An 18,856-nucleotide genomic window follows, 5' to 3' on the forward strand; every position below is an offset into this window, starting at 1 on the left:
CCCGCTCGAGACCTTCTGGAAGGAACCACCATGGACATCGGCGAAGCATCCAAGGCCACGTCGACCGCGAAGTCATTGACCACGAAGGCCCGACCGCATGCGCTTCGTTGGCTGGCTCCCGCGGTGCTGTCAGCCGCAGCGCTACTGGGGCCGCAGTCCACCGGTACCGCGGCTGCCGAGGATCCGTCCTGTGCCGCCGTCGAAGTGGTGTTCGCTCGCGGCACCTTCGAGGCACCTGGCATCGGTGATACCGGCCAAGCGTTCGTCGATGCGCTCAACGCCCGCCTGGGCGGCAACCCCGTAGACGTCTATGGCGTGAATTACCCCGCATCGTTGGACTTCGGTGCGGCCGCGCAGGGCGTCGGCGACGCCAGCGCGAAGATCGAGCAGATTGTCGCGAGCTGCCCCGATACCAAGATCGTGCTCGGCGGTTACTCGCAAGGCGCCGCAGTGGCCGCCTATACGACCTTCGATGCGGTTCCGGCCGGTTTGGCCTTACCCGACGGCATCACCGGCCCGATGCCGGCGTCGGTGGCACCCCACGTGGCGGCGGTGGCATTGTTCGGCACCCCGGACAATTGGTTCCTGAATCTGGTCGACAGCAGCGCCCCACCGATCACCGTCGGACATCTCTACGCCGCCAAGACCGTTCAGCTCTGCGATCCCGGTGACCCGGTGTGCTTCCCCGGCGGACTGGATCGAGCGGCGCACAGCGCATACAAGAGCAACGGCTCAGCTGATCAGGCCGCCGCCTTCGTCGCCAACTTGTTGGCACCGGTTCCAGCATCGGCGGCTCCGGGGTCGGCCGCGTAATCGCTCAGAGCACCAACCCGTCCACCGCGATGATCCCCGACGGTGACACGATCACCGGATTGGCTTCGACGGCATCGAGTACATCGCTGAGTTCGGTTGCCATGTCCGAGAATCCGACGATGACATCGACAAGGCCGTCGACATCCACAGCGGGGGAACCCCGCCAGCCGTCGAGAAGCGGCCGAATCCGCAGACCATCGAGCAGGCTCCTCGCCTGCGGGCGGGCCAGCGGCGGACACGCCACCACCCGGTCGGCGAGCAACTCGACGAGCACCCCGCCCGCGGCCACCACGATCAACGGCCCGAAGGCTGGATCGCGGACGAACCCGACCGAGATCTCGACGCCGGCACCGGCCATCGTATCGACGCTGACCGCCGGGCCGAGCGCATCCGACATTGCGGCATACGCGGTGCTCAGGGCGGCGCCGTCAGTGAGCCCGAGGACCACTCCGCCGACATCGCTCTTATGGGCGGCACCAAGGGTTTTCAGGGCAACGGGGTAGCCGATCTCGTCGGCCGCGGCCAGTGTCTCGCTCAGGGAGTGCGCAGACCGGGACTGGACCACAGGCACGCCGTAGTCGGCCAGCAGATCGAAAGCGCGTACGGCCCCGGACGCCAACCGGTCTGTCCAGCGCTGCTGGCGCTCGACGTTCACCACATCCGCAGCGACGGGACGTTCACGCGGCCAGGACGCCAGGTGACCCAACGCCGCAAGTCCGCTGCGGGTGCTCTCCAGAACGGGAATACCGTTGTCCCGTAAGTGCTGCGCCACGACGGGATCGATCGCCGACGGTACCGAGGCCATCACGGCCAGTGGCGCATCGGTGTGCGCAGCGATATCGAGCACGGCATCGGGATAGGCCGTGTCACCGTCATATTCGGTCACCAGATCGACGGCCAGCGCGGTTACCGCGACGGCGTCATCGTCACTGATCACCCGAAGGCACGCACCAAACAGCGCCCTGGTATCGGCCCCGGTGCCCCAGACATCGAGCGGGTTGGTGGCGACCAGACCATCGTCGAGCACGTCGCTGATCGACGCCAACGTCGAAGCATTCAGGTCGGCAAACGGCACCCCGAGGTCATGGGCCAAATCAGCACACAGCGCCCGCTCGGCCCCGGAGTCGTGCACGGTGGCGACACCACCCTTGACCTTGGCGCGCCGGCTGGCAGCGAAAAGCTCAACAGTGTCGGTGAATTCGGCCAGATCGGTGACCCTCACCGCGCCGGTGGCTGCGCAGAACGCCGCCCAGCCCGCGGCGTCGCCGGCCAAGGCACCGGAATGTGCGGCCACCATCGCGCGGCCCTGCGGAGAACCGCCGACGGTCAGTATCACTACCGGTACGTCCTGTTCGGCGGCCCGGCGCAACGCCGCCTGTAGCCGCGGAGCTGCGCGTGGGGTCTCCAGGAGCAGGGCGATGAGCCGGGTGCCGGGATCGTCGAGTGCGTACGAGACGTAATCGGCGGTATCGGTCACCAGCTCCTGACCCGACGATACGGCGAGCCGGAAGCCGAATCCGCGGTGGCTGCGCAGCAGGGTGGAGAAGGCCGAGCCGGAGTGCGTGACGAGCGAAACATTTCCCGCTGCAACGGGATCGGGCTCCAGATAACCCAGTGCGCGTACACCGAGAGCATTGTTGACGAATCCCATGCAACCCGCACCGCAGACGGCCATCCCGGCCTGATCGGCGATCGTCCGCACCGTGTCGCGCAGACCGTCACTGTGTGCCGAGCCGAACAGCACCGCCGAGCGTGCTCCAATCTCCGCCGCAGCGGAAAGCTGTTCGGCAAGTGCGGCATCGGGCACCCCGAGCAGGACCAGATCGGGTGAATCGTCCAGCGCCGCCAATGACGGCAGGCACACCCGTGAGCCGATGCGCTCATAGCGCGGGTTCACCAGATGCACCTGAGCCGAGCCGCGCTGTGCCTCGAACACCATCCGGGCGCCGAAGCTGTCGGGACGGGCGCTCGCACCGACAACCGCCACCGTGCGGGCACCGAGCATCGCGGCGACAGCCGCGGCGCGGTCGGTCACCTCGGCCGGATCGTTCGGCAGCGCGCTCAGGAGCGCCTGCTCAGCACCGCGCGAATCCTGCTGTTACTGCGCTTCTTATCGGCCAGTGCGGCCTTGGCGGCCTGCCAGCCGGGTATACCGCAGACACCGCCGCCGGCGTGGGTGGCCGAGCTGCCGTTGTAGAGCCCGGCAACGGGGGTGCGGTAGTCGGCGAACCCGGGCGCGGGCCGCATGTGGAACAGCTGCTCAAGAGACAGCTCGCCGTGGAAGATGTTGCCGCCGATGAGGCCGTACTCCACTTCCATCTCGTGCGGGCCGACGATATCGCGGTGCAGGATCGACGATTTGAAGCCCGGTGCCACCTGGTCGTAGAGGTCGATGAGCCGGTCGGCGTAGGCGTCGAGTTCCTCGGTGTGTGGTGCGGCGGCCCATTCGGCGGGGCACCATTGCGTGAACAGCGACATGATGTGTGTGCCATCGGGATTGAGTGTTTTGTCCAGCGTGGTGGGGATGACCCCGTCGCTGAAGGGTGCCAACGCGGCCTTACCGGTGCGGGCATCCTGGAATGCGGCTTCGATGTAGTCCATGGTGGGCGCCATCTCGACCGATCCAGTGTGATGCTCGGCCTGTCCCGAACTCGGGTCCGCGGTGAAGTTCGGCAGCTCGCCAAGGGCCAGATTGATCTTCACCACGCCGCTGCGGGTCTTCCAGTGCTCGATATCGTTGACGAAATCGTCCGGGAGTTCGTTACGGGGGATCTGGTCGAGGAATGCGATCCGCGGATGCAGCGTGGTGACCACCAGCGGCGCGGTGATCTCATCACCGTTGTCGAGCACCACACCCTTGACCTGTCCGCCGCGCACCAGAACCCGTGAAACACCTGCCTTGGTGCGGATTTCGGCGCCGAAGCTGCGGGCGGAGCGGGCGATCGCCTCAGATACCCCGCCCATACCGCCTTCGGGGTAGCCCCAGCTGCCGAGCTGGCCGTCCCCGACGTCGCCGATCGAGTGGTGTGCCATCACGTAGGCGGTTCCCGGCTCGTAGGGCCCAGCCCACGTTCCGATCACGCCGTTGACCGCCAGCGCGCCTTTAATCTGCGGTGATTCGAACCAATCGTCGAGTAGGTCGGCGATGCTCATCGTGAGTAGGCGGGTGACGTCTGCGGTCATCCGGGTGGTGATGCCCTTCTGGCTCCAGGCCAGCTTCGCCAGATCGATCAGATCGCCCGGTTTGTGGGACCCGATGTTGGGTGGCACCTGGGTCAGCAGGGGGCCCATCACCTCGGCGATACCCTCGAGCCACTCGTTCCATTTGGGAAACGCGTCGGCGTCCTTCTTCGAGAATTTGGCCAGTTGTTCGTGCGTGCGGGCCGGGTCGTCCTCGAAGATCGTCAGCGATCCGCCTTCGGGAAAGGCCTGGTAATAGGGGCCCATGGGGTGCACTTTGTAGCCGTGGCGTTCCAGATTGAGCTCGTTGACGATGGTCGGCGGCATCAGGCTCATCACGTACGAAAGCCGGGTGACCCGCAGATGCGGGGCGTCCTCCCAGGGGGACTCGGTGGTGGCCGCGCCGCCGAGGGTGGCACGGGATTCCAGCACCAGCGTCCTGGCGCCCGAACGCGCCAGATACGCCGCTGACACGAGCCCGTTATGGCCACCGCCGATGACGATGGCGTCATAGGCGTTCTGATTCATCGACATCCGAGTCTCGACTTTCCGTCCCCCGTCGGGGCATCGACAGGCACTTCCTGACTGACTGTTCAATCTAACCAAGTGTTAGGCTTCGGACAAGAGGCAGCGTTGCCACGCGAAGGGGAGACTGAGGGAACCATGGCCGAACCTGCACCCGCGACAGAGAACAACGAGGGCAGGCGCATCCAAATGCTGCGCGCTGCCGCGGAGCTCATCTGCGAGCGCGGCTTTTCCGAGACACGCATCGCCGATGTGGCCAAACGGGCCAGCGTCAGTTCCGCGCTCGTCATCTACTACTTCGGCACCCGCGACCGGCTGCTCGTCGACGCGCTGCGTTACTCGGAGGAATCGTTCTACGAGGCCGGCGAAAAAATGCTGGCCGAGGTGACCTCACTGCGGGAGCGGCTGTCTCTGCTCATCCGCTGGACCTGTGTGCCCGAAGGGCATGGCGCAGACGAAATCCCTGGCGCCTGGGGGTTGTGGTTCGACTTGTGGGCCCAGGCATTTCGTCATGACGAGGTCAAGGCGGGCCGGATTGAGCTCGATGCCCGCTGGCGGCGCATGATCGTCGACGCGCTGCGGGTGGCCGACTCGACTGAGATCGGCTCAGAGGTCGACGCCACCATGTTCGCCCTGGAATTCTCCGCATTGCTCGACGGGCTGTCCATTCAGGTGGCGCTGGAGGATCCCGAGGTCGATTCCGAAGTGGCTTATCAGATCGCGATGCGCTTCGCCGAGCGTGAGCTCGACCTGGCTCCCGCGGCGAGACCGGCGCGCAAGAGCACCAGAGCCGCCAAGCCCGACAAGCTCACGCCTGGAAAGGTGTTATCGCGCGGCAGGCGTTGACATTTCAGGCTCGTTGAGCTTATGACCGGGTCAGTGCGGTCTGTGGTTCGACAGGAGTTTCCGCCACCGGGTCGTCGATGACAGGTGTCTCGCTGCGCTTGAGGACCCGCACCGCATCGGTGGTGCACACGCAGTGCACCCGTGCGCCGAGCTGGTGCATCACCGATCGAGGCCCGGCGTGGTTGGGCACCTCCACCACCAACTTTGTCGGCTCGCCGACATCGACGTGGACCTGGGTGGCGGAGCCCAGGTAGACCACCTCGGCGACCGTCCCGGCGATCACATTGCCACCAGGGTCGACAGCGTCATCGGGATTCTGCAGCGTGATCCGTTCCGGCCGGATCACAATCGCTGCCGGGCCGAGGGGGTAGTGCCCCAGAACATCTGAGCCGGCGGCGTGCACGCGCGTCGACATCGCCGAACACATCGCAACCCCGCCGCTGGATTCGATCACCTCGGCGTCAAAGATGTTGGCAGCGCCGAGGAACCCGGCCACGTATGTGGTCGCCGGCGCGGAGTAGATCTCCTCCGGCGGACCGATCTGCTCGACGCGACCACCGGCCATCACGGCGATCTGGTCACTCATGGTGAGCGCCTCTTCCTGGTCGTGCGTCACGTAGACGAAGGTGATCTCGACTTCGCGCTGGACGGCACGCAATTCCAGCTGCAGCTGCTTGCGCAGTTTGGCGTCCAAAGCCCCGAGAGGCTCGTCGAGCAGCAAGACCCGCGGCCGCAGCACCAGCGCCCTGGCCAGTGCCACGCGCTGCTGCTGACCACCGGAGAGCTGAGCAGGGCGGCGTTTGGCGAAATCACCCATCCGAACCAGCTCGAGGGCTTCCCCGACGCGACGTTTCGTCTCGTCCTTCGACGTCTTGAGGTAGCGAAGTCCGAACGCGACGTTATCGGCGACGCTCATGAACGGGAACAATGCGTACGTCTGGAAGACGGTGTTGACCGGTCGCTTATGCGGAGGGTCGCCTGCAACATCTCGGCCGTCCAGCTCGATGCGGCCGGAGTCCGGTTTTTCGAATCCCGCGATCATCCGCAGCGTCGTCGTCTTCCCGCAGCCCGAGGCGCCCAGCAGTGAATAGAACTGTCCGGCCGGGATATCGAGGTCGATACCGGTCACCGCGGGAACGCCGTCGAAAGCTTTGACCAGCTGGTGCAGCCGGATCGCGCCGCCGGTCACCGGACGGCACCTTCCCAGGCCGGTCCTAAGGCCGGCACTGAGGCCGGTCCGGACGGGATCAGGGCGTCACCGCCGAGGCGAGCCGCGCGAAATTGGTCGCGAACCGGTCGACATCGGCGGTGTCGTGCTGGACCGAAAGCAGCCATTGCTCCACCTTCCCCCATGGCGGCAGAAAAACGCCGCCGTTGTGCTGCATCAGCCAGTGAAGATGGCCCAACCGATCATCGACACCCAGGAAATCGCGGAATTCACGGACCGGGTCCCGGCGGAATGTCACGCAGCCCTTCGCGCCGACGGTGACCACGTGCCAGTCCAGACCGTTATCGGCGATCACGGTTTCCAGTCTGGCGCGCAGATGCTTCGCCAGCATCTCGAGATGCTCATAGGCCTGCGGAGTCAGCACATCGGTGAGCGTGGCCCTGGTCGCGGCCATCGCCAACGGGTTGCCATTGAAGGTGCCCACCTGCTCGTAGCGCCCATCGGCGATCTGCGACATCACGTCCTCGGTGCCGCCGATCGCTGCGACCGAGATCCCGCCACCGAGCGCCTTGGCGAGGCAGACCATATCGGGCACCACGCCTGAGAGCGCGGTAACCCCACCCGGGCCGGTGGTGAATCCGGTCTTGACTTCGTCGAAGATCAGCAGCGCACCCGCCGCGTGCACGAGATCGCGGATGGCGGCCAGATAGCCGTCGTCGGGCGGGATGATGCCGGCGTTCATCATCACCGGTTCCAGAATCATCGCGGCGATCTGACCCTCGTGTTCGGCCAACGCGCGGGCCACTGCCGCGGGATCGTTGAACGGGACCACGACCACCAGATCGCGGATCGCTGCCGGGATACCGCTGTTACCCGCAACGCCGATGGGGTGATCGCGGGGTCCGATCTCGTCGGCCTCGGGCAACACCGAAACCTGCACCGAGTCGTGGTGGCCGTGGTAGCAGCCCTCGACCTTGATGATCAGGTCGCGACCGGTCAGCGCTCTGGCCAGGTGCACAGCGTCCATGGTGGCCTCGGTACCGGAGTTGGCGAAGCGCCACAACGGCAGGCCGAAGCGGCGGGAGAGTTCCCCGGCGATCCAGATCGCGTCCTCGGTCGGCTGGGCGAAATGTGTTCCACGCCTTACCTGTTCGCTAACAGCGGCGACGATCGCCGGATGCGCGTGCCCGGCGATGGACGCACCGTAGCCGCCATGCATATCGACGTACTCGGTACCGTCGACGTCATAGACCTTCGAGCCCGCGCCGTGGCTCATCCAGACCGCCTGCGGCTGGGCGATCTGCCAGTTCGAGGTGGCGCCGCCGGCGAGGTGTTCACGAGCCTGCGCGATGAGTTCGGTACTGCGCGGCTGGCGCCGAAGGAACACCTGCTCCTCATCGGCGATCAGTTGACCAATCGAATCCTCTTGGACAACATCTGCCGGACTTTCGACCACCGACGAAGACACGGGGTTTACCTCCACTCAGAGATCAATTTTCAAACACCCGAAACGGGTGCTGAAATATTGACTGAGCGTTCAGTCTATGCGAGAGTCCATGCAGCGACAAGGCTGCGAATCTGGGAGGCCCGGATGTCCGTACCCACCGGAAGTGAACTGCCGCATGGGATGCCCCGGCGCGGCCCAACGCGACGACAGTTCATTACGCGCGCCGCGCTTGTGGCGGCCAGTGCCCCTGCGCTGGCCGCGTTTCTCGACGCATGCTCCAAGGGTGGTCCCGCATCGTCGGGTCCCAGTCTGACCCTTGCGGCGCCGAACAATCCGGTCAAGTGGAAGATCGCCGACGACAACAAGGCGATTGCCGACGGCCTTGCCCCAGAGCAGGGCGCGACGCTCAAGATCTACAACTACGCCGATTACCTCAGCCCGCAGGCCATCAAGGGTTTCGAGGACAAATACAACTGCAAGGTCGAGGTGTCGACCTTCAATGACGGTGACGAGGCGATCACCAAGCTGCGCAGCGGTGTCGACTTCGACATCTACAACGCGAACTACACCGAGATCGGCAGACTGGTGACCGGTGCGCTGGTCCGCCCGCTGAACCACAGCTACATCCCCAACATCTCCAATGTCTGGCCGACCTTCACCAACCCCTGGTACGACCAGGGCTGGCAGTTCACCGTGCCCTACACCATCTACACCACCGGAATTGGTTGGCGCACAGACCAAGTGCCCGCCGATATCGGTAAGCTGGCGAACCCCTACGAATCCCTGTGGGATCCGCAGTACAAGGACAAGACGGCCATTCTCGACGACTGGCACACCGCGATGGCGATGGTCTTGCTCAAAGAAGGCAAGACCGACGTCAACACCTCATCGGCCGACGATCTCAAGATGGTGGGCGAACAGCTGACCGCCCTGGTGGCGGCGACCTCGCCGAAGGTGACCATCACGATGTACAGCGATCTGCCCGCCGGGCAGATGGGGTTGTGTCAGATGTGGTCGGGTGACGCCATCAATGCCCAGTCCTACCTGCCCGAGGGCGTGGGCACCGAGATCCTGCGGTACTGGTTCCCGCAGGACGGTAAGGGCCTGGTCGACAACGACATGCTGGTCACGCTCAAGGGTGGCAAGAACCCGGTCCTGGCGCATCTGTTCCTCAACCACATGCTCGACCCCGACGTGGCCAAGGAGAACTTCTCGGCGATCGGCTACCAGCCGCCACAGAACACCATCACCGCCGATGCGCTCGTGGCAGAGGAGTTCATCCCAGAAAACCTGCGAGAAGCAATCGTCAAGCCGGAGTACTTTGACGCCGGCTATCGATTGCTGGAACTCGATGCGGCCAATGATGCTGCCTGGCACAATGTCTGGAACGCGTTTAACGCCGGCGGATCCTGATTCACCTACCAAAGAGATAGAAAGTGCTGCAACGGCGCCCGAGCGAACGCAATAACCGGCTGTGGATGGCGCTGGCCGCGCCGGGTGTCGGCTGGTTGCTGCTCTTCTTCCTGGCCCCGCTCTATGTCGTCCTCGCCATTGTCTTCGGGCAGATAGATCCACTCTTTCGCACCGCAGTCCCGGTGTGGAATCCGTTGGAGTGGAACCCCGATCAGTTCATGTACGTGCTCACCCGGATCGGTCCCGGGGGGGTGTACTTTCCGGCGCTGATGCGCACCGTGGTCTATGTCGGCGCGGCCAGTATCCTGTGTCTGGCCATCGCATTCCCGGTCGCCTACTACGTATCGCGCCTGGCGGGCCGGCGCAAGGGCGTGCTGATCGCCCTGCTGATCGCACCATTCTGGATCAGCTACATGATGCGGATGTTGGCCTGGGTCAACCTTCTTCAGAACGACGGCCTGGTGAACCGGGTACTGAACTTCGGAGGGCTGTTCCACGTCCAGGTGGACTGGCTCACCGGTCAGCCTGCGGTGGTGATCCTCGGCCTGGCATACGGCTATGTGCCGTACATGATCCTGCCGCTCTACGCGGGCCTGGACCGGCTTTCGCAATCGATGCTTGAGGCGTCACGCGATCTCGGGGCCAGCCGCGTCTCGTCGTTTCTGCGGGTGACGCTGCCGCTGTGCCGGCCGACGATCCTGGCGGCGGTCCTGCTGACGTGTCTGCCCATGCTCGGTGACTACTTCACCAACGACCTGTTGTCCGCATCGCCGAAGACGGCCATGGTCGGCAACCTGATCAACGACAGTGTGCAGGCGCCAGGCCAGACCGGTCAGGCCGGCGCCTTCGTCATGCTGGTGCTGATCGCCACGGTCCTGCCGATGATCTACTACGTCCGAACGACGTTGCGCGGTGACGAGGTTCGCACATGAGCACTGCGAGTGCATTGGGGGCACTGCGAGGTCCGGTCGCCTGGTACCGCGATCCGTGGCGCCGCCCCAGGGTTCTGGCCGGCGTCACCGTGCTCTATTTGGCGTGGTCGCTGCTGCCGGTGCTGATCGCGGTGATGTTCTCGTTCAACGACGGTCGCTCCCGAACCAATTGGCAGGGTTTTTCTTTTCGGTGGTACTGGGGTGACCAGACGCGGTCGGTATGGCACGACGCTGCCCTGCATACCGCCTTGCTGCAGACGCTGAAACTCGGTGTCATCACCACGCTGATCACCATTCCGCTCGGTGTCTTGTTCGCGATCGGTATCGACCGCTGGCGCGGCAGGCTGCCGTCCGGGGCGAATGTCTTGATGCTGATCTCATTCGTCATCCCCGAAGTCCTTCTCGCGGTCGCGCTGTTGTTCGTCGTGACGACGCTGGCGCTGCCCATCGGGCTCGGGACGTCGGCGCAGGTGATCGGACTGGTGACCTATCAGGTGGCCTATCCCGCTGTGCTGGTGCGGGCCCGGCTCGCCACCATCGGTAAGCAATACGAGGAAGCCGCAACAGATCTCGGTGCTTCGGCGTTTGGCGCGTTGCGTCGGGTCACGCTGCCGATGCTGATGCCCGCCATCTTCGCCAGCACGGTCTTGGTATTCGCTGACGTCATCGACGATTTCGTCTTGGTGCGCTATCTGTCCATGGGGGCGTCCACCGAGCCCGTCTCGGTGAAGATCTACAACACCGCGCGCGCCGCCCCGACGCCGGCGCTGAACGCATTGGCCACGCTGCTGTTGGTGGCCTCATTGGCGGCGGTGGTCATCGGCTTCCTGATCTTCCGGCGCCTGACCCGTAACGATGACACCGCCGGTGACCGCGGTATCGGCACATTCGCCGGCGAACTCTAAACCGCTCGCGCTGTCACATCTATGGACCAGCGACGCCGGAGCCAGTATCCTGACTGTATGTTCAAACAGCTTGGTCCGGCCCCCGTTCCTGCCGATGATCTCGCCGCTTCGCTGGCGCCGTTCGGGCAGTCCCGCATGCTGCCCCGCGAGGCCTACGTGGACCCAGCCGTTTTCGAGTGGGAGCAGAGCGGGATCTTCTCCGGGTGGAGATGCGTCGGGCACGCCGACGATATCGCCGCGATCGGCAGCCAGAAGGCAATCGGATCGGGCGCCAACGGCGTGTTGCTGGTTCGTGGTGAGGACGGTCAGGTCCGCGCCTTCGCCAACACATGCCGGCACCGCGGTCACGAATTGCTCACCTGTGGAGCCGAAACCAAGCGTCGGACCATTGTCTGCCCGTACCACGCGTGGTCCTACCGCCTGGACGGAAGTGTCCGCAACGCACCGGGTTTCAAGGACTCCGACGGTTTCGACGCCAGCGGTTTCGGGCTGGCTGAGCTGCGCCTGGTGAATTGGCACGGTTGGCTTTTTGTCGACCCCAGCGGTCAGGATGTGGACTTCGACGCACACGTCGCCGGTCTGGAAGATGTCGTCGCGCCCTATCGGCCCGAAGAGCTGACGGTCGTGGCGCGCCATTCCTACGAGCTGGCGACCAACTGGAAAGTCATCGCCGAGAATTACCAGGAGTGCTACCACTGCTCGTCGATCCATCCGGAGCTGTCCCGGATCAGCCCACCGGACAGCGGAGAAAACCTCGACCTGCCTGGCTCCTGGATGGGCGGCTGGATGTCGATGATCGATGGCGCCGAGACGATGTCGCTGGACGGCAAGAGCGGCGGCGTGGCCATCAAGGGTCTCTCCGAGCATGAATTGCGGAGCGTGATGTACCTGGTGGGATTCCCGAATCTGTTGGTCAGCCTGCACCCCGACTACATCATGACCCACCTGATGACGCCGCTGGCGGTAGACCGGACCCACGTCGAATGCGCATGGGCCTTCCCCAAAGAGGTGGCCGAGAAGCCAGGCTTCGACCCGTCCTATGCCGTGGACTTCTGGGACCTGACCAACCGGCAGGACTGGACAGCCTGCGAATCGGTCCAACGGGGGCTGAGCTCACCGCATGCCCGACCCGGGCCGTTGGCGCCCGATGAAGACGGCGTCTACCAATTCGTCACCCGGGTGGCCAAGGCCTACCAAGGGTCCACCGGCGGCTAGCTCGGGTCCTGTTCAGTCGTCTTCGGCGACACCTGGACGAGCTTTGGGCGGCGAACAAGGCAACTGATATCGACCTCGCGTGACACCCTAGGGAGTCAGGCGGGCCCGAGACGAGCGTGGCCCGCCCCGGCCCGAGGGGGAGTGTCACGTCCGCCTTGCACCCTGATGTCACATTGCGCCAGCTGAGGTACTTCGTCGTGCTCGGTGAAGAGCTGAACTACCGGCGGGCCGCAGAGCGACTTTTCATCACCCAGCCCGCCCTGTCGACGGCGATCAAAGCGCTCGAGCATCAGTTCGGCGTGGCGTTGTTCACCCGGAGCACCCGCGAGGTGTCCATGACGGAATGTGGCACCGCGTGGCTACCGCAGGTCCGGGCGGCGCTACGCGGGGTGGATTCGGCCGTCGAGAATTTGGTTGTGCTGTCGCGGGGTAACCGCCGGATCAGGTTGGGCTACCTGATCGGCACCGGGGCCGACATCTTGTTCCGCCTGGTTCGGCACTTCGAGGCTGCCTATCCTGAAATACGGGTGGATTCAAAGGAATTCGACTTCAACGACCCCACTGCCGGGTTGGCCGATGGCAGTACGGAAGTGGCCATCATCCGGCCACCGGTAGACCTACCTGACCATCGGATGCTGATCCTGGATGCCGAAGACTGGGTGGCCTGCCTGCCGAGGGACCATCCGCTGGCGCGGCGGTCTGAAGTGCAGATCACCGAATTGCTGGACGACCCGATCGTGGTCGCGCCTGGCAGTGCAGGCCGGTGGCGCGACTACTGGATGGCCATGGACGCGCGCGACGGTACTCCGCCGACCATCGCCGCCATCGCCGCCACCTACGAGGAGGAGACGACGACGATCGCCCGCGGTCTCGGCATCAGCTTCACCAGTGAGGCCAGCGCCCGGCTCTATAACCGGCCGGGTATCGCGTACGTGCCCATCGTCGGTCGCCGTCGCAATTACACGGCCTTGGCCTGGCATCCGGATCGGTTGAGTGAGGATGCCGCACTGCTGATCCGCCAGGTCCACGACGAGTGGAGTTTCGACGAGGGGCAGTCGATGGAACAGCCCGCCACCTATTTCTAGACACGGGACACTCGAAAGGTTGAGCACATGAAGGTTGCACTCGCAGTAGTGGGTATCGCCGCAGCACTGGTATCGGCCCCGCAGGCGGCCGCGGAACAGGACGGCGTCTTTTTCGTATCGCCGCTCGCAGGGCTCAGCTGCGAAATCGACTGGCAACGTGATGGCATCCCGAATCAGGTGTATTGCCAGACCGACTCGCCCCCACAGACCGTGACGATGGATGACGGCGGAGTCATCAAGAGCTGTATGGACATCGACCGCCCCGATTTCAACTCGAAATGTGAACACGGCGACCCCGGCGACGCGCCTACCCTTGCCTATGGTCAGAACGCGGCAGGCGGTCCGTTCACGTGTCTGTCGGCGGCCACCGGAGTGACCTGCACCCTGCCCACCGGGCACGGCTTCTCTATCTCGGCGGCAGGAATCACCAGGGTCAACTGAAGTTATCGGTGCCCACTGATAACCCAGGGTTATCAGTAGATCAGAATTTGCAACTTCCGCTGTGGCCCCCACATGGGGTTATCTCGCTTCACTTGGCCACGATCTCTTCACGACGGCCTCATTCTGATCTGGAGCACCGATGACCGAAATCGCACCACCAGCGACATCACCAGCATCCTCATCGCCGACCGATGACGAAGACAGCAAGCTCGCCGAGTTCGGCTACACCCAGAAGCTCGACCGCTCGGTCGGTCGGCTGGCCTCGTTCGCGATCGGCTTTGCAACCATCAGTGCCACCACAGCGGTCTTCACCGGATTCGGTGCCGGCTACTTCACCGCGGGTGGGCCGTTCGTCTGGACGCTGCTGCTCGCCGCGGCGGTCTTCATCATCTGGACGCTGATCGCCGCAGACCTGACCGCCAAGATCCCCTTGGCCGGCTACTCGTACCAATGGACCAGTCGCCTCGTCGGCTCGACGATGGCGCTGTTCACCGGCGTGCTGGCGCTGGCCGGATGGATCTGCGGCATGACCGGCGTCGGCTACATTCTGTCCGGTTACCTCGGCAGCCTGTTCGGTTGGAACATGGGCCAGACCGCACAGATCCTGGTGGCCATCGGCGTGATGGCGGTCTGCATGCTCATCAACCTCTACGGCGTGCGGTTCGCCACGATGGTCAACAACATCGGCGTCAGCCTCGAATTCGTCATCACTGTCGGTGCAACGATTCTCGTCGCCGTGGTCGCGTTCTCCTCGCCGGACAACCATCAATCCGTCTCAGTACTCTTCACCGGCGGCACGTCGGATGGCAGTACCCCGTACGTGTTGGCCTGGCTGGCCGCGTCGCTCGGTCCCTTCTTCGGGCTCATCGGAGTGGAGGCCAGCGCGGACATCGCCGAGGAGACCGTCAACGCCCGCCGCGTCATTCCCCGCACGATGTTCTACGCGTTGACCGCCTCAATCGTGATCGAGTTCGGCATGTACGTGGTCTACGTGCTGGCGATCAAGGACCAGGCCGCAGTTCAGGCCGCCACCGCCGCGCCGATCGAAGAAATCATGACCCAACAGGTCGGCCCGGTGATCAGCAGGATCGTCGTCGCGGTGGCATTGACCAACGTGTTGGCCTGCATTCTGGCCAACATCCTGGTAGCCACCCGGCTGACCTACTCGATGGCCCGCGACAACATGCTGCCGTTCTCCCACATCTGGCGGCATGTGTCCCCGTCCAACCGCACGCCTACCTACGCCGTGCTCGGGATCTTCGGTTTCTCGACGATTCTGTTGCTCTTCGCACTGGTCAGCGAGAAGGCGTTCTTCCTCATCCTCGGGCTCTCCTCACTGGCGGTCTGCGCGATGTACCTGCTGCAGACGATCGCGGTACTGATCGCCACCCGACGCGGGACCATCCCAGCGCCCGAGCCGGGAACGTTCGATCTCGGCAAGGCCCGCATTCCGGTGGCCGTGCTCGCGGCAATCTGCTTCACGCTGGTGTGCGCCGCGCTGATCTTCCTGCCACAGTTCGCCGGCAATGGCTATGTGTTCCTCGGCCTTCTCGCACTCGCCACGCTCTGGGCCTTCACCGGCCTGCGTAAGCGGCTGGCCACCGGCGAGGCCGGACCGGACTACGCGCGAACCCACACGGCCAACACTCAAATCTCCTGAAAATTACTAGCTGTCAAAGGAATTGAACTGACATGACACTGACCACCAGCCTCACGAGCAATCTCGTCGCCGTCGAACCCGGCGCCATCCGCGAGGACACCCCGCCGGGATCGGTGATCCAGTACAGCGACTACGAGCTCGACACCACCAGCCCGTTCGCCGGGGGAGTGGCCTGGATCGAGGGCGAGTACATGCCTGCCGAAGAAGCCAAGATCTCGATCTTCGATACCGGCTTCGGGCACTCGGATCTCACCTACACCGTCGCGCATGTGTGGCACGGCAACATCTTCCGCCTCGGTGACCACCTGGACCGGTTGCTCGACGGTGCGAGCAAGCTGCGCCTGGATGCCGGTATGAGCAAGGACGAGCTGGCCGAGATCACCAAGAAGTGCGTATCGATGTCGCAACTCCAGGAGTCGTTCGTCAACCTGACCGTCACCCGTGGCTACGGCAAGAAGAAGGGCGAGAAGGATCTCACCAAACTCACCCATCAGGTCTACATCTACGCCATTCCCTACCTGTGGGCTTTTCCGCCGGCCGAACAGATTTTCGGCACGACGGCGATCGTGCCGCGCCACGTGCGCCGGGCGGGCCGCAACACCGTCGACCCGACGATCAAGAACTACCAGTGGGGTGATCTGACCGCGGCCAGCTTCGAGGCCAAGGACCGCGGCGCCCGCACGGCGATCCTGCTGGACTCCGATGGCTTCGTCGCCGAGGGGCCCGGTTTCAACGTCTGCATCGTCAAGGATGGCAAGCTGGCCTCACCGTCGCGCAACGCGCTGCCCGGTATCACCCGCAAGACGGTGTTCGAACTCGCCGACCAGATGGGGATCGAAGCCACCCTGCGCGACGTCAGCAGCCGCGAGCTCTACGACGCCGACGAGATCATGGCGGTCACCACAGCAGGCGGTGTGACGCCGATCAACTCGCTCGACGGCGAGGCGATCGGCAGCGGTGAGCCCGGTGCGCTGACCGTCAAGATCCGGGATCGCTTCTGGGCGTTGATGGATGAGCCGTCGCCGCTGATCGAGGCCATCCAGTACTGACCCTGCTCAACCGGCGGTGTCGAACCCCTTGATCACCTTGCTGGGAGCGATGCGGACGACCAGCTCACCGGGTACGCCGTTGCGCTTGCCGAACTCCTCCGCCCGGTCGGCGCCCATATAGCGGCCACCGGCCCTGGTGGCGATGTCCAGGACCTCGCCGGGTTCCTCCGAGAGCGTCGCGATCCCCTGAACCTGTACAAACCCGTACGGCGGATGGGGATCGTCGACGCAGAGCACCACCCGTGGATCACGGGCCAGGGCCCGGCCTTTCGCAGTGTCTTTCCCGGTGTTGAACACCAGCTCGTCGTTGTCGACGATGAACCAGATGGGGGCAACCAGCGGGCGTCCGTCGGAGGCGAGGTAGCCGAGCATCCCGGTTCTGGTCCCCGTCGACAGGAACTCGATCACGTCATCTGTCAGTGCACTCATAGCGATAACGGTAGAACCTTGTGGGTTGGTCGTCAGAAGCGGTAACGCTCGCGACCCATCGCACCCGGTTCGAAATAGCTGATGGAGCGCGCCGACCGCCTCTTCGGTGTCGACGCCACCGGCCGGCGGGCCATGAGTCCTCGGTTGATCAGGTGAGCGAATATCCTTGCGGGACTGGTCAAAACGTCTGTTCGTGGCGCGATTGCGGTCATTGGATCTCTCCCCGGCCGGTGAAGTCTCGGCCCGGCGGGTGCCGGGTATGGGAGAAATGTAGAAGGGCTACCCGGGGGCGATCACGCGTAGTTGCCTACCTGTGACGGGTGACGCAGTACCCAGTGTGGGTGGATCGGAGCGATCACCGCATGGTCCGGTGTTCGTCGAAAAACTCTAAGAGATACTGACTTTCGTCGATATCGCCGATGGTCTTGCGGGCTTTCTTGCGGGTGACCAGAACCGCGACGACGGCGATCGCCCAGATCACGTACTGCACCGTCCAGGCCAGATGGAATGATTCGAACGAGTACCCGCCTGCGGCACCGATGATCATTCCCATCGACTGCATGACGAGCAGCGACGCCAGGAATCCGCCCATGTTCACGATCCCGACGGCCGTACCGAGTGTCCTGCTCGGGTTGAAGGTGCGCGCGAAGTCGAAGCCGACCATCGACCCAGGGCCGCCGGCGGAGATCACCACGATGAGTAGGACCAGCAGCCAGAGCGGCGCCGGCCCCGGCAGTGCCAGGACGACCGTCCAGATCAGGGCATTGCTGACGATGATGCCGAGAACCACGAGGGACCGGCGATGCGGATTCCGGCCGGTGAAGATACCGATGACGATGCCCGATGCGATCGCTGCGGCGACCGATACCGTCAGCAGGGTGCCCGCGAGCTCGCGGGACAGGCCCTGCGCGACGGTCAGGTAGGGCACGCCCCACATCAGGGCGAAAACGGTGACCGAGAACTGGGTGCCCATATGGGTGAAAAATCCCAGCCGGGTTCCTGGCCGAAGCCAGGTGGTCTTCAGGCTGTGCAGCGTCTCGCGCACCGTTGCCGATTTCACCGGCGCGGCCCGGCCCGTCGGGGTGTCCCTGACCAAGGCAAGGCCCAGCACCACGGCCAATACGCCGAACGCCGTCACTGAGAGGTACGCGGTACTCCACCCTGGCCCGAGCAGAAGGGCCAGGAACGGTAACGCCGACAGCACCTGGCCGAGCTGGCCGAAGATACCGGTCAACTGCGTGACCAACGGGATGCGTCGCTCTTCGAACCAGTAGGGGACCAGGCGCAGCACCGAGATGAAGGTGAAGGCATCACCGAGGCCCACGATCGCGCGTGCGGCGACGGCCGTGGGCAGCGATTCGGTGAGCGCCATCGTCAGCTGCCCGCCGGCCATCAGCAATCCGCCGCTGACGATCATCACCCGCGACCCGTAGCGATCCAGCAGCAGCCCCGCTGGTATCTGGGCGCCCGCGTAGACCACGACCTGCAGCACGACGAAGGTCGACAGCATGCTGGGGCTGGCGCCGAACCGCTCGGCGGCATCGAGGCCCGAGACGCCAAGTGTGGTCCGATCCAGCACGGCGACGACGTAGGCCAGGAGTCCGGTGGACCATACGATCCAGGCGCGCACGGTTGGTTCCACCTTTCCGTCGGTATACCCGGGCAGCATCGGAAGCGGCAGAGACGACGCAGCAGACACGACGTCGTCGTCGACGGCGGGAACGGCCGAGCTGGCGAGCGAACGCCGC

Annotated in this window: 16 protein-coding genes; 10 read left to right on the top strand and 6 right to left on the bottom strand. The window is 64.5% G+C overall.

All coding sequences use genetic code 11. The annotated features are described in order from the left end of the window. Positions 1 to 30: 30 nt before the first annotated feature. Positions 31 to 813 carry a cutinase family protein gene (locus tag ADBZ9O_RS12500; RefSeq protein ID WP_526531617.1) on the top strand — a complete coding sequence of 261 codons (783 nt, stop codon included), beginning with the start codon at positions 31 to 33 and terminating at the stop codon, positions 811 to 813. A 4-nt stretch (positions 814 to 817) separates the two neighbouring features. Here the strand turns inward: ADBZ9O_RS12500 and ADBZ9O_RS12505 are convergent, their stop codons facing one another. After that, the gene (locus ADBZ9O_RS12505) at positions 818 to 2,848 is read right to left on the bottom strand and encodes an acetate--CoA ligase family protein (protein ID WP_526531619.1); all 2,031 of its coding nucleotides are present in this window, start codon (positions 2,846 to 2,848) and stop codon (positions 818 to 820) included. A gap of 26 nt (positions 2,849 to 2,874) precedes the next feature. After that, positions 2,875 to 4,527 (bottom strand): phytoene desaturase family protein, encoded by a 1,653-nt coding sequence (locus ADBZ9O_RS12510; protein ID WP_526531621.1) that lies wholly within the window; start codon positions 4,525 to 4,527, stop codon positions 2,875 to 2,877. Positions 4,528 to 4,656: 129 nt separating this feature from the next. Between ADBZ9O_RS12510 and ADBZ9O_RS12515 the strand changes: the two genes are divergently transcribed. Then, entirely contained in the window at positions 4,657 to 5,364 is a 708-nt protein-coding gene (locus ADBZ9O_RS12515) for a TetR/AcrR family transcriptional regulator (protein WP_526531623.1), read from the top strand. A 19-nt stretch (positions 5,365 to 5,383) separates the two neighbouring features. Here the strand turns inward: ADBZ9O_RS12515 and ADBZ9O_RS12520 are convergent, their stop codons facing one another. Both ADBZ9O_RS12520 and ADBZ9O_RS12525 read right to left on the bottom strand, forming a co-directional pair. Then, a complete protein-coding gene (locus ADBZ9O_RS12520) occupies positions 5,384 to 6,553 on the bottom strand; it encodes an ABC transporter ATP-binding protein (RefSeq protein WP_526531625.1) in 1,170 nt (389 codons plus the stop codon). 58 nt (positions 6,554 to 6,611) lie between these two features. Further along, positions 6,612 to 8,000: an aspartate aminotransferase family protein gene (locus tag ADBZ9O_RS12525; RefSeq protein WP_526531627.1), complete on the bottom strand. Its 1,389-nt coding sequence runs from the start codon at positions 7,998 to 8,000 to the stop codon at positions 6,612 to 6,614. A gap of 123 nt (positions 8,001 to 8,123) precedes the next feature. On the opposite strand from ADBZ9O_RS12525, the gene ADBZ9O_RS12530 reads away from it, so the two are divergent. The 8 genes from ADBZ9O_RS12530 (at position 8,124) to ADBZ9O_RS12565 (ending at position 16,679) form a co-directional block, all read left to right on the top strand. Further along, complete coding sequence (locus ADBZ9O_RS12530; protein ID WP_526531629.1) at positions 8,124 to 9,392, top strand: polyamine ABC transporter substrate-binding protein; 1,269 nt, start codon at positions 8,124 to 8,126, stop codon at positions 9,390 to 9,392. A 23-nt stretch (positions 9,393 to 9,415) separates the two neighbouring features. Continuing rightward, complete coding sequence (locus tag ADBZ9O_RS12535; protein ID WP_526531631.1) at positions 9,416 to 10,324, top strand: ABC transporter permease; 909 nt, start codon at positions 9,416 to 9,418, stop codon at positions 10,322 to 10,324. Beyond that, on the top strand, positions 10,321 to 11,229 hold the full coding sequence (locus tag ADBZ9O_RS12540) for an ABC transporter permease (RefSeq protein ID WP_526531633.1): 909 nt from the start codon (positions 10,321 to 10,323) through the stop codon (positions 11,227 to 11,229). The genes ADBZ9O_RS12535 and ADBZ9O_RS12540 overlap by 4 nt, the downstream gene beginning before the upstream one ends. Before the next feature lie 57 nt (positions 11,230 to 11,286). Next, positions 11,287 to 12,444, top strand: coding sequence for an aromatic ring-hydroxylating oxygenase subunit alpha (locus tag ADBZ9O_RS12545; protein WP_526531635.1), 1,158 nt, complete (start codon positions 11,287 to 11,289; stop codon positions 12,442 to 12,444). 173 nt (positions 12,445 to 12,617) lie between these two features. Further along, the gene (locus tag ADBZ9O_RS12550; RefSeq protein ID WP_526531637.1) at positions 12,618 to 13,529 is read left to right on the top strand and encodes a LysR family transcriptional regulator; all 912 of its coding nucleotides are present in this window, start codon (positions 12,618 to 12,620) and stop codon (positions 13,527 to 13,529) included. 27 nt (positions 13,530 to 13,556) lie between these two features. After that, positions 13,557 to 13,970, top strand: a complete 414-nt coding sequence (locus tag ADBZ9O_RS12555) for a DUF6636 domain-containing protein (RefSeq protein WP_526531639.1) — start codon at positions 13,557 to 13,559, stop codon at positions 13,968 to 13,970. Positions 13,971 to 14,109: 139 nt separating this feature from the next. Further along, positions 14,110 to 15,630 (top strand): amino acid permease, encoded by a 1,521-nt coding sequence (locus ADBZ9O_RS12560; protein ID WP_526531641.1) that lies wholly within the window; start codon positions 14,110 to 14,112, stop codon positions 15,628 to 15,630. A gap of 32 nt (positions 15,631 to 15,662) precedes the next feature. Beyond that, positions 15,663 to 16,679, top strand: coding sequence for an aminotransferase class IV (locus tag ADBZ9O_RS12565; RefSeq protein ID WP_526531643.1), 1,017 nt, complete (start codon positions 15,663 to 15,665; stop codon positions 16,677 to 16,679). A 6-nt stretch (positions 16,680 to 16,685) separates the two neighbouring features. Here the strand turns inward: ADBZ9O_RS12565 and ADBZ9O_RS12570 are convergent, their stop codons facing one another. Both ADBZ9O_RS12570 and ADBZ9O_RS12575 read right to left on the bottom strand, forming a co-directional pair. Continuing rightward, on the bottom strand, positions 16,686 to 17,108 hold the full coding sequence (locus ADBZ9O_RS12570; protein ID WP_526531645.1) for a PPOX class F420-dependent oxidoreductase: 423 nt from the start codon (positions 17,106 to 17,108) through the stop codon (positions 16,686 to 16,688). A 355-nt stretch (positions 17,109 to 17,463) separates the two neighbouring features. Continuing rightward, complete coding sequence (locus ADBZ9O_RS12575) at positions 17,464 to 18,738, bottom strand: MFS transporter (RefSeq protein ID WP_526531647.1); 1,275 nt, start codon at positions 18,736 to 18,738, stop codon at positions 17,464 to 17,466. Between the last annotated feature and the right edge of the window lie 118 nt (positions 18,739 to 18,856).

Source organism: Mycobacterium sp., assembly GCF_965229105.1.
Taxonomy (GTDB): Bacteria; Actinomycetota; Actinomycetes; order Mycobacteriales; family Mycobacteriaceae; genus Mycobacterium.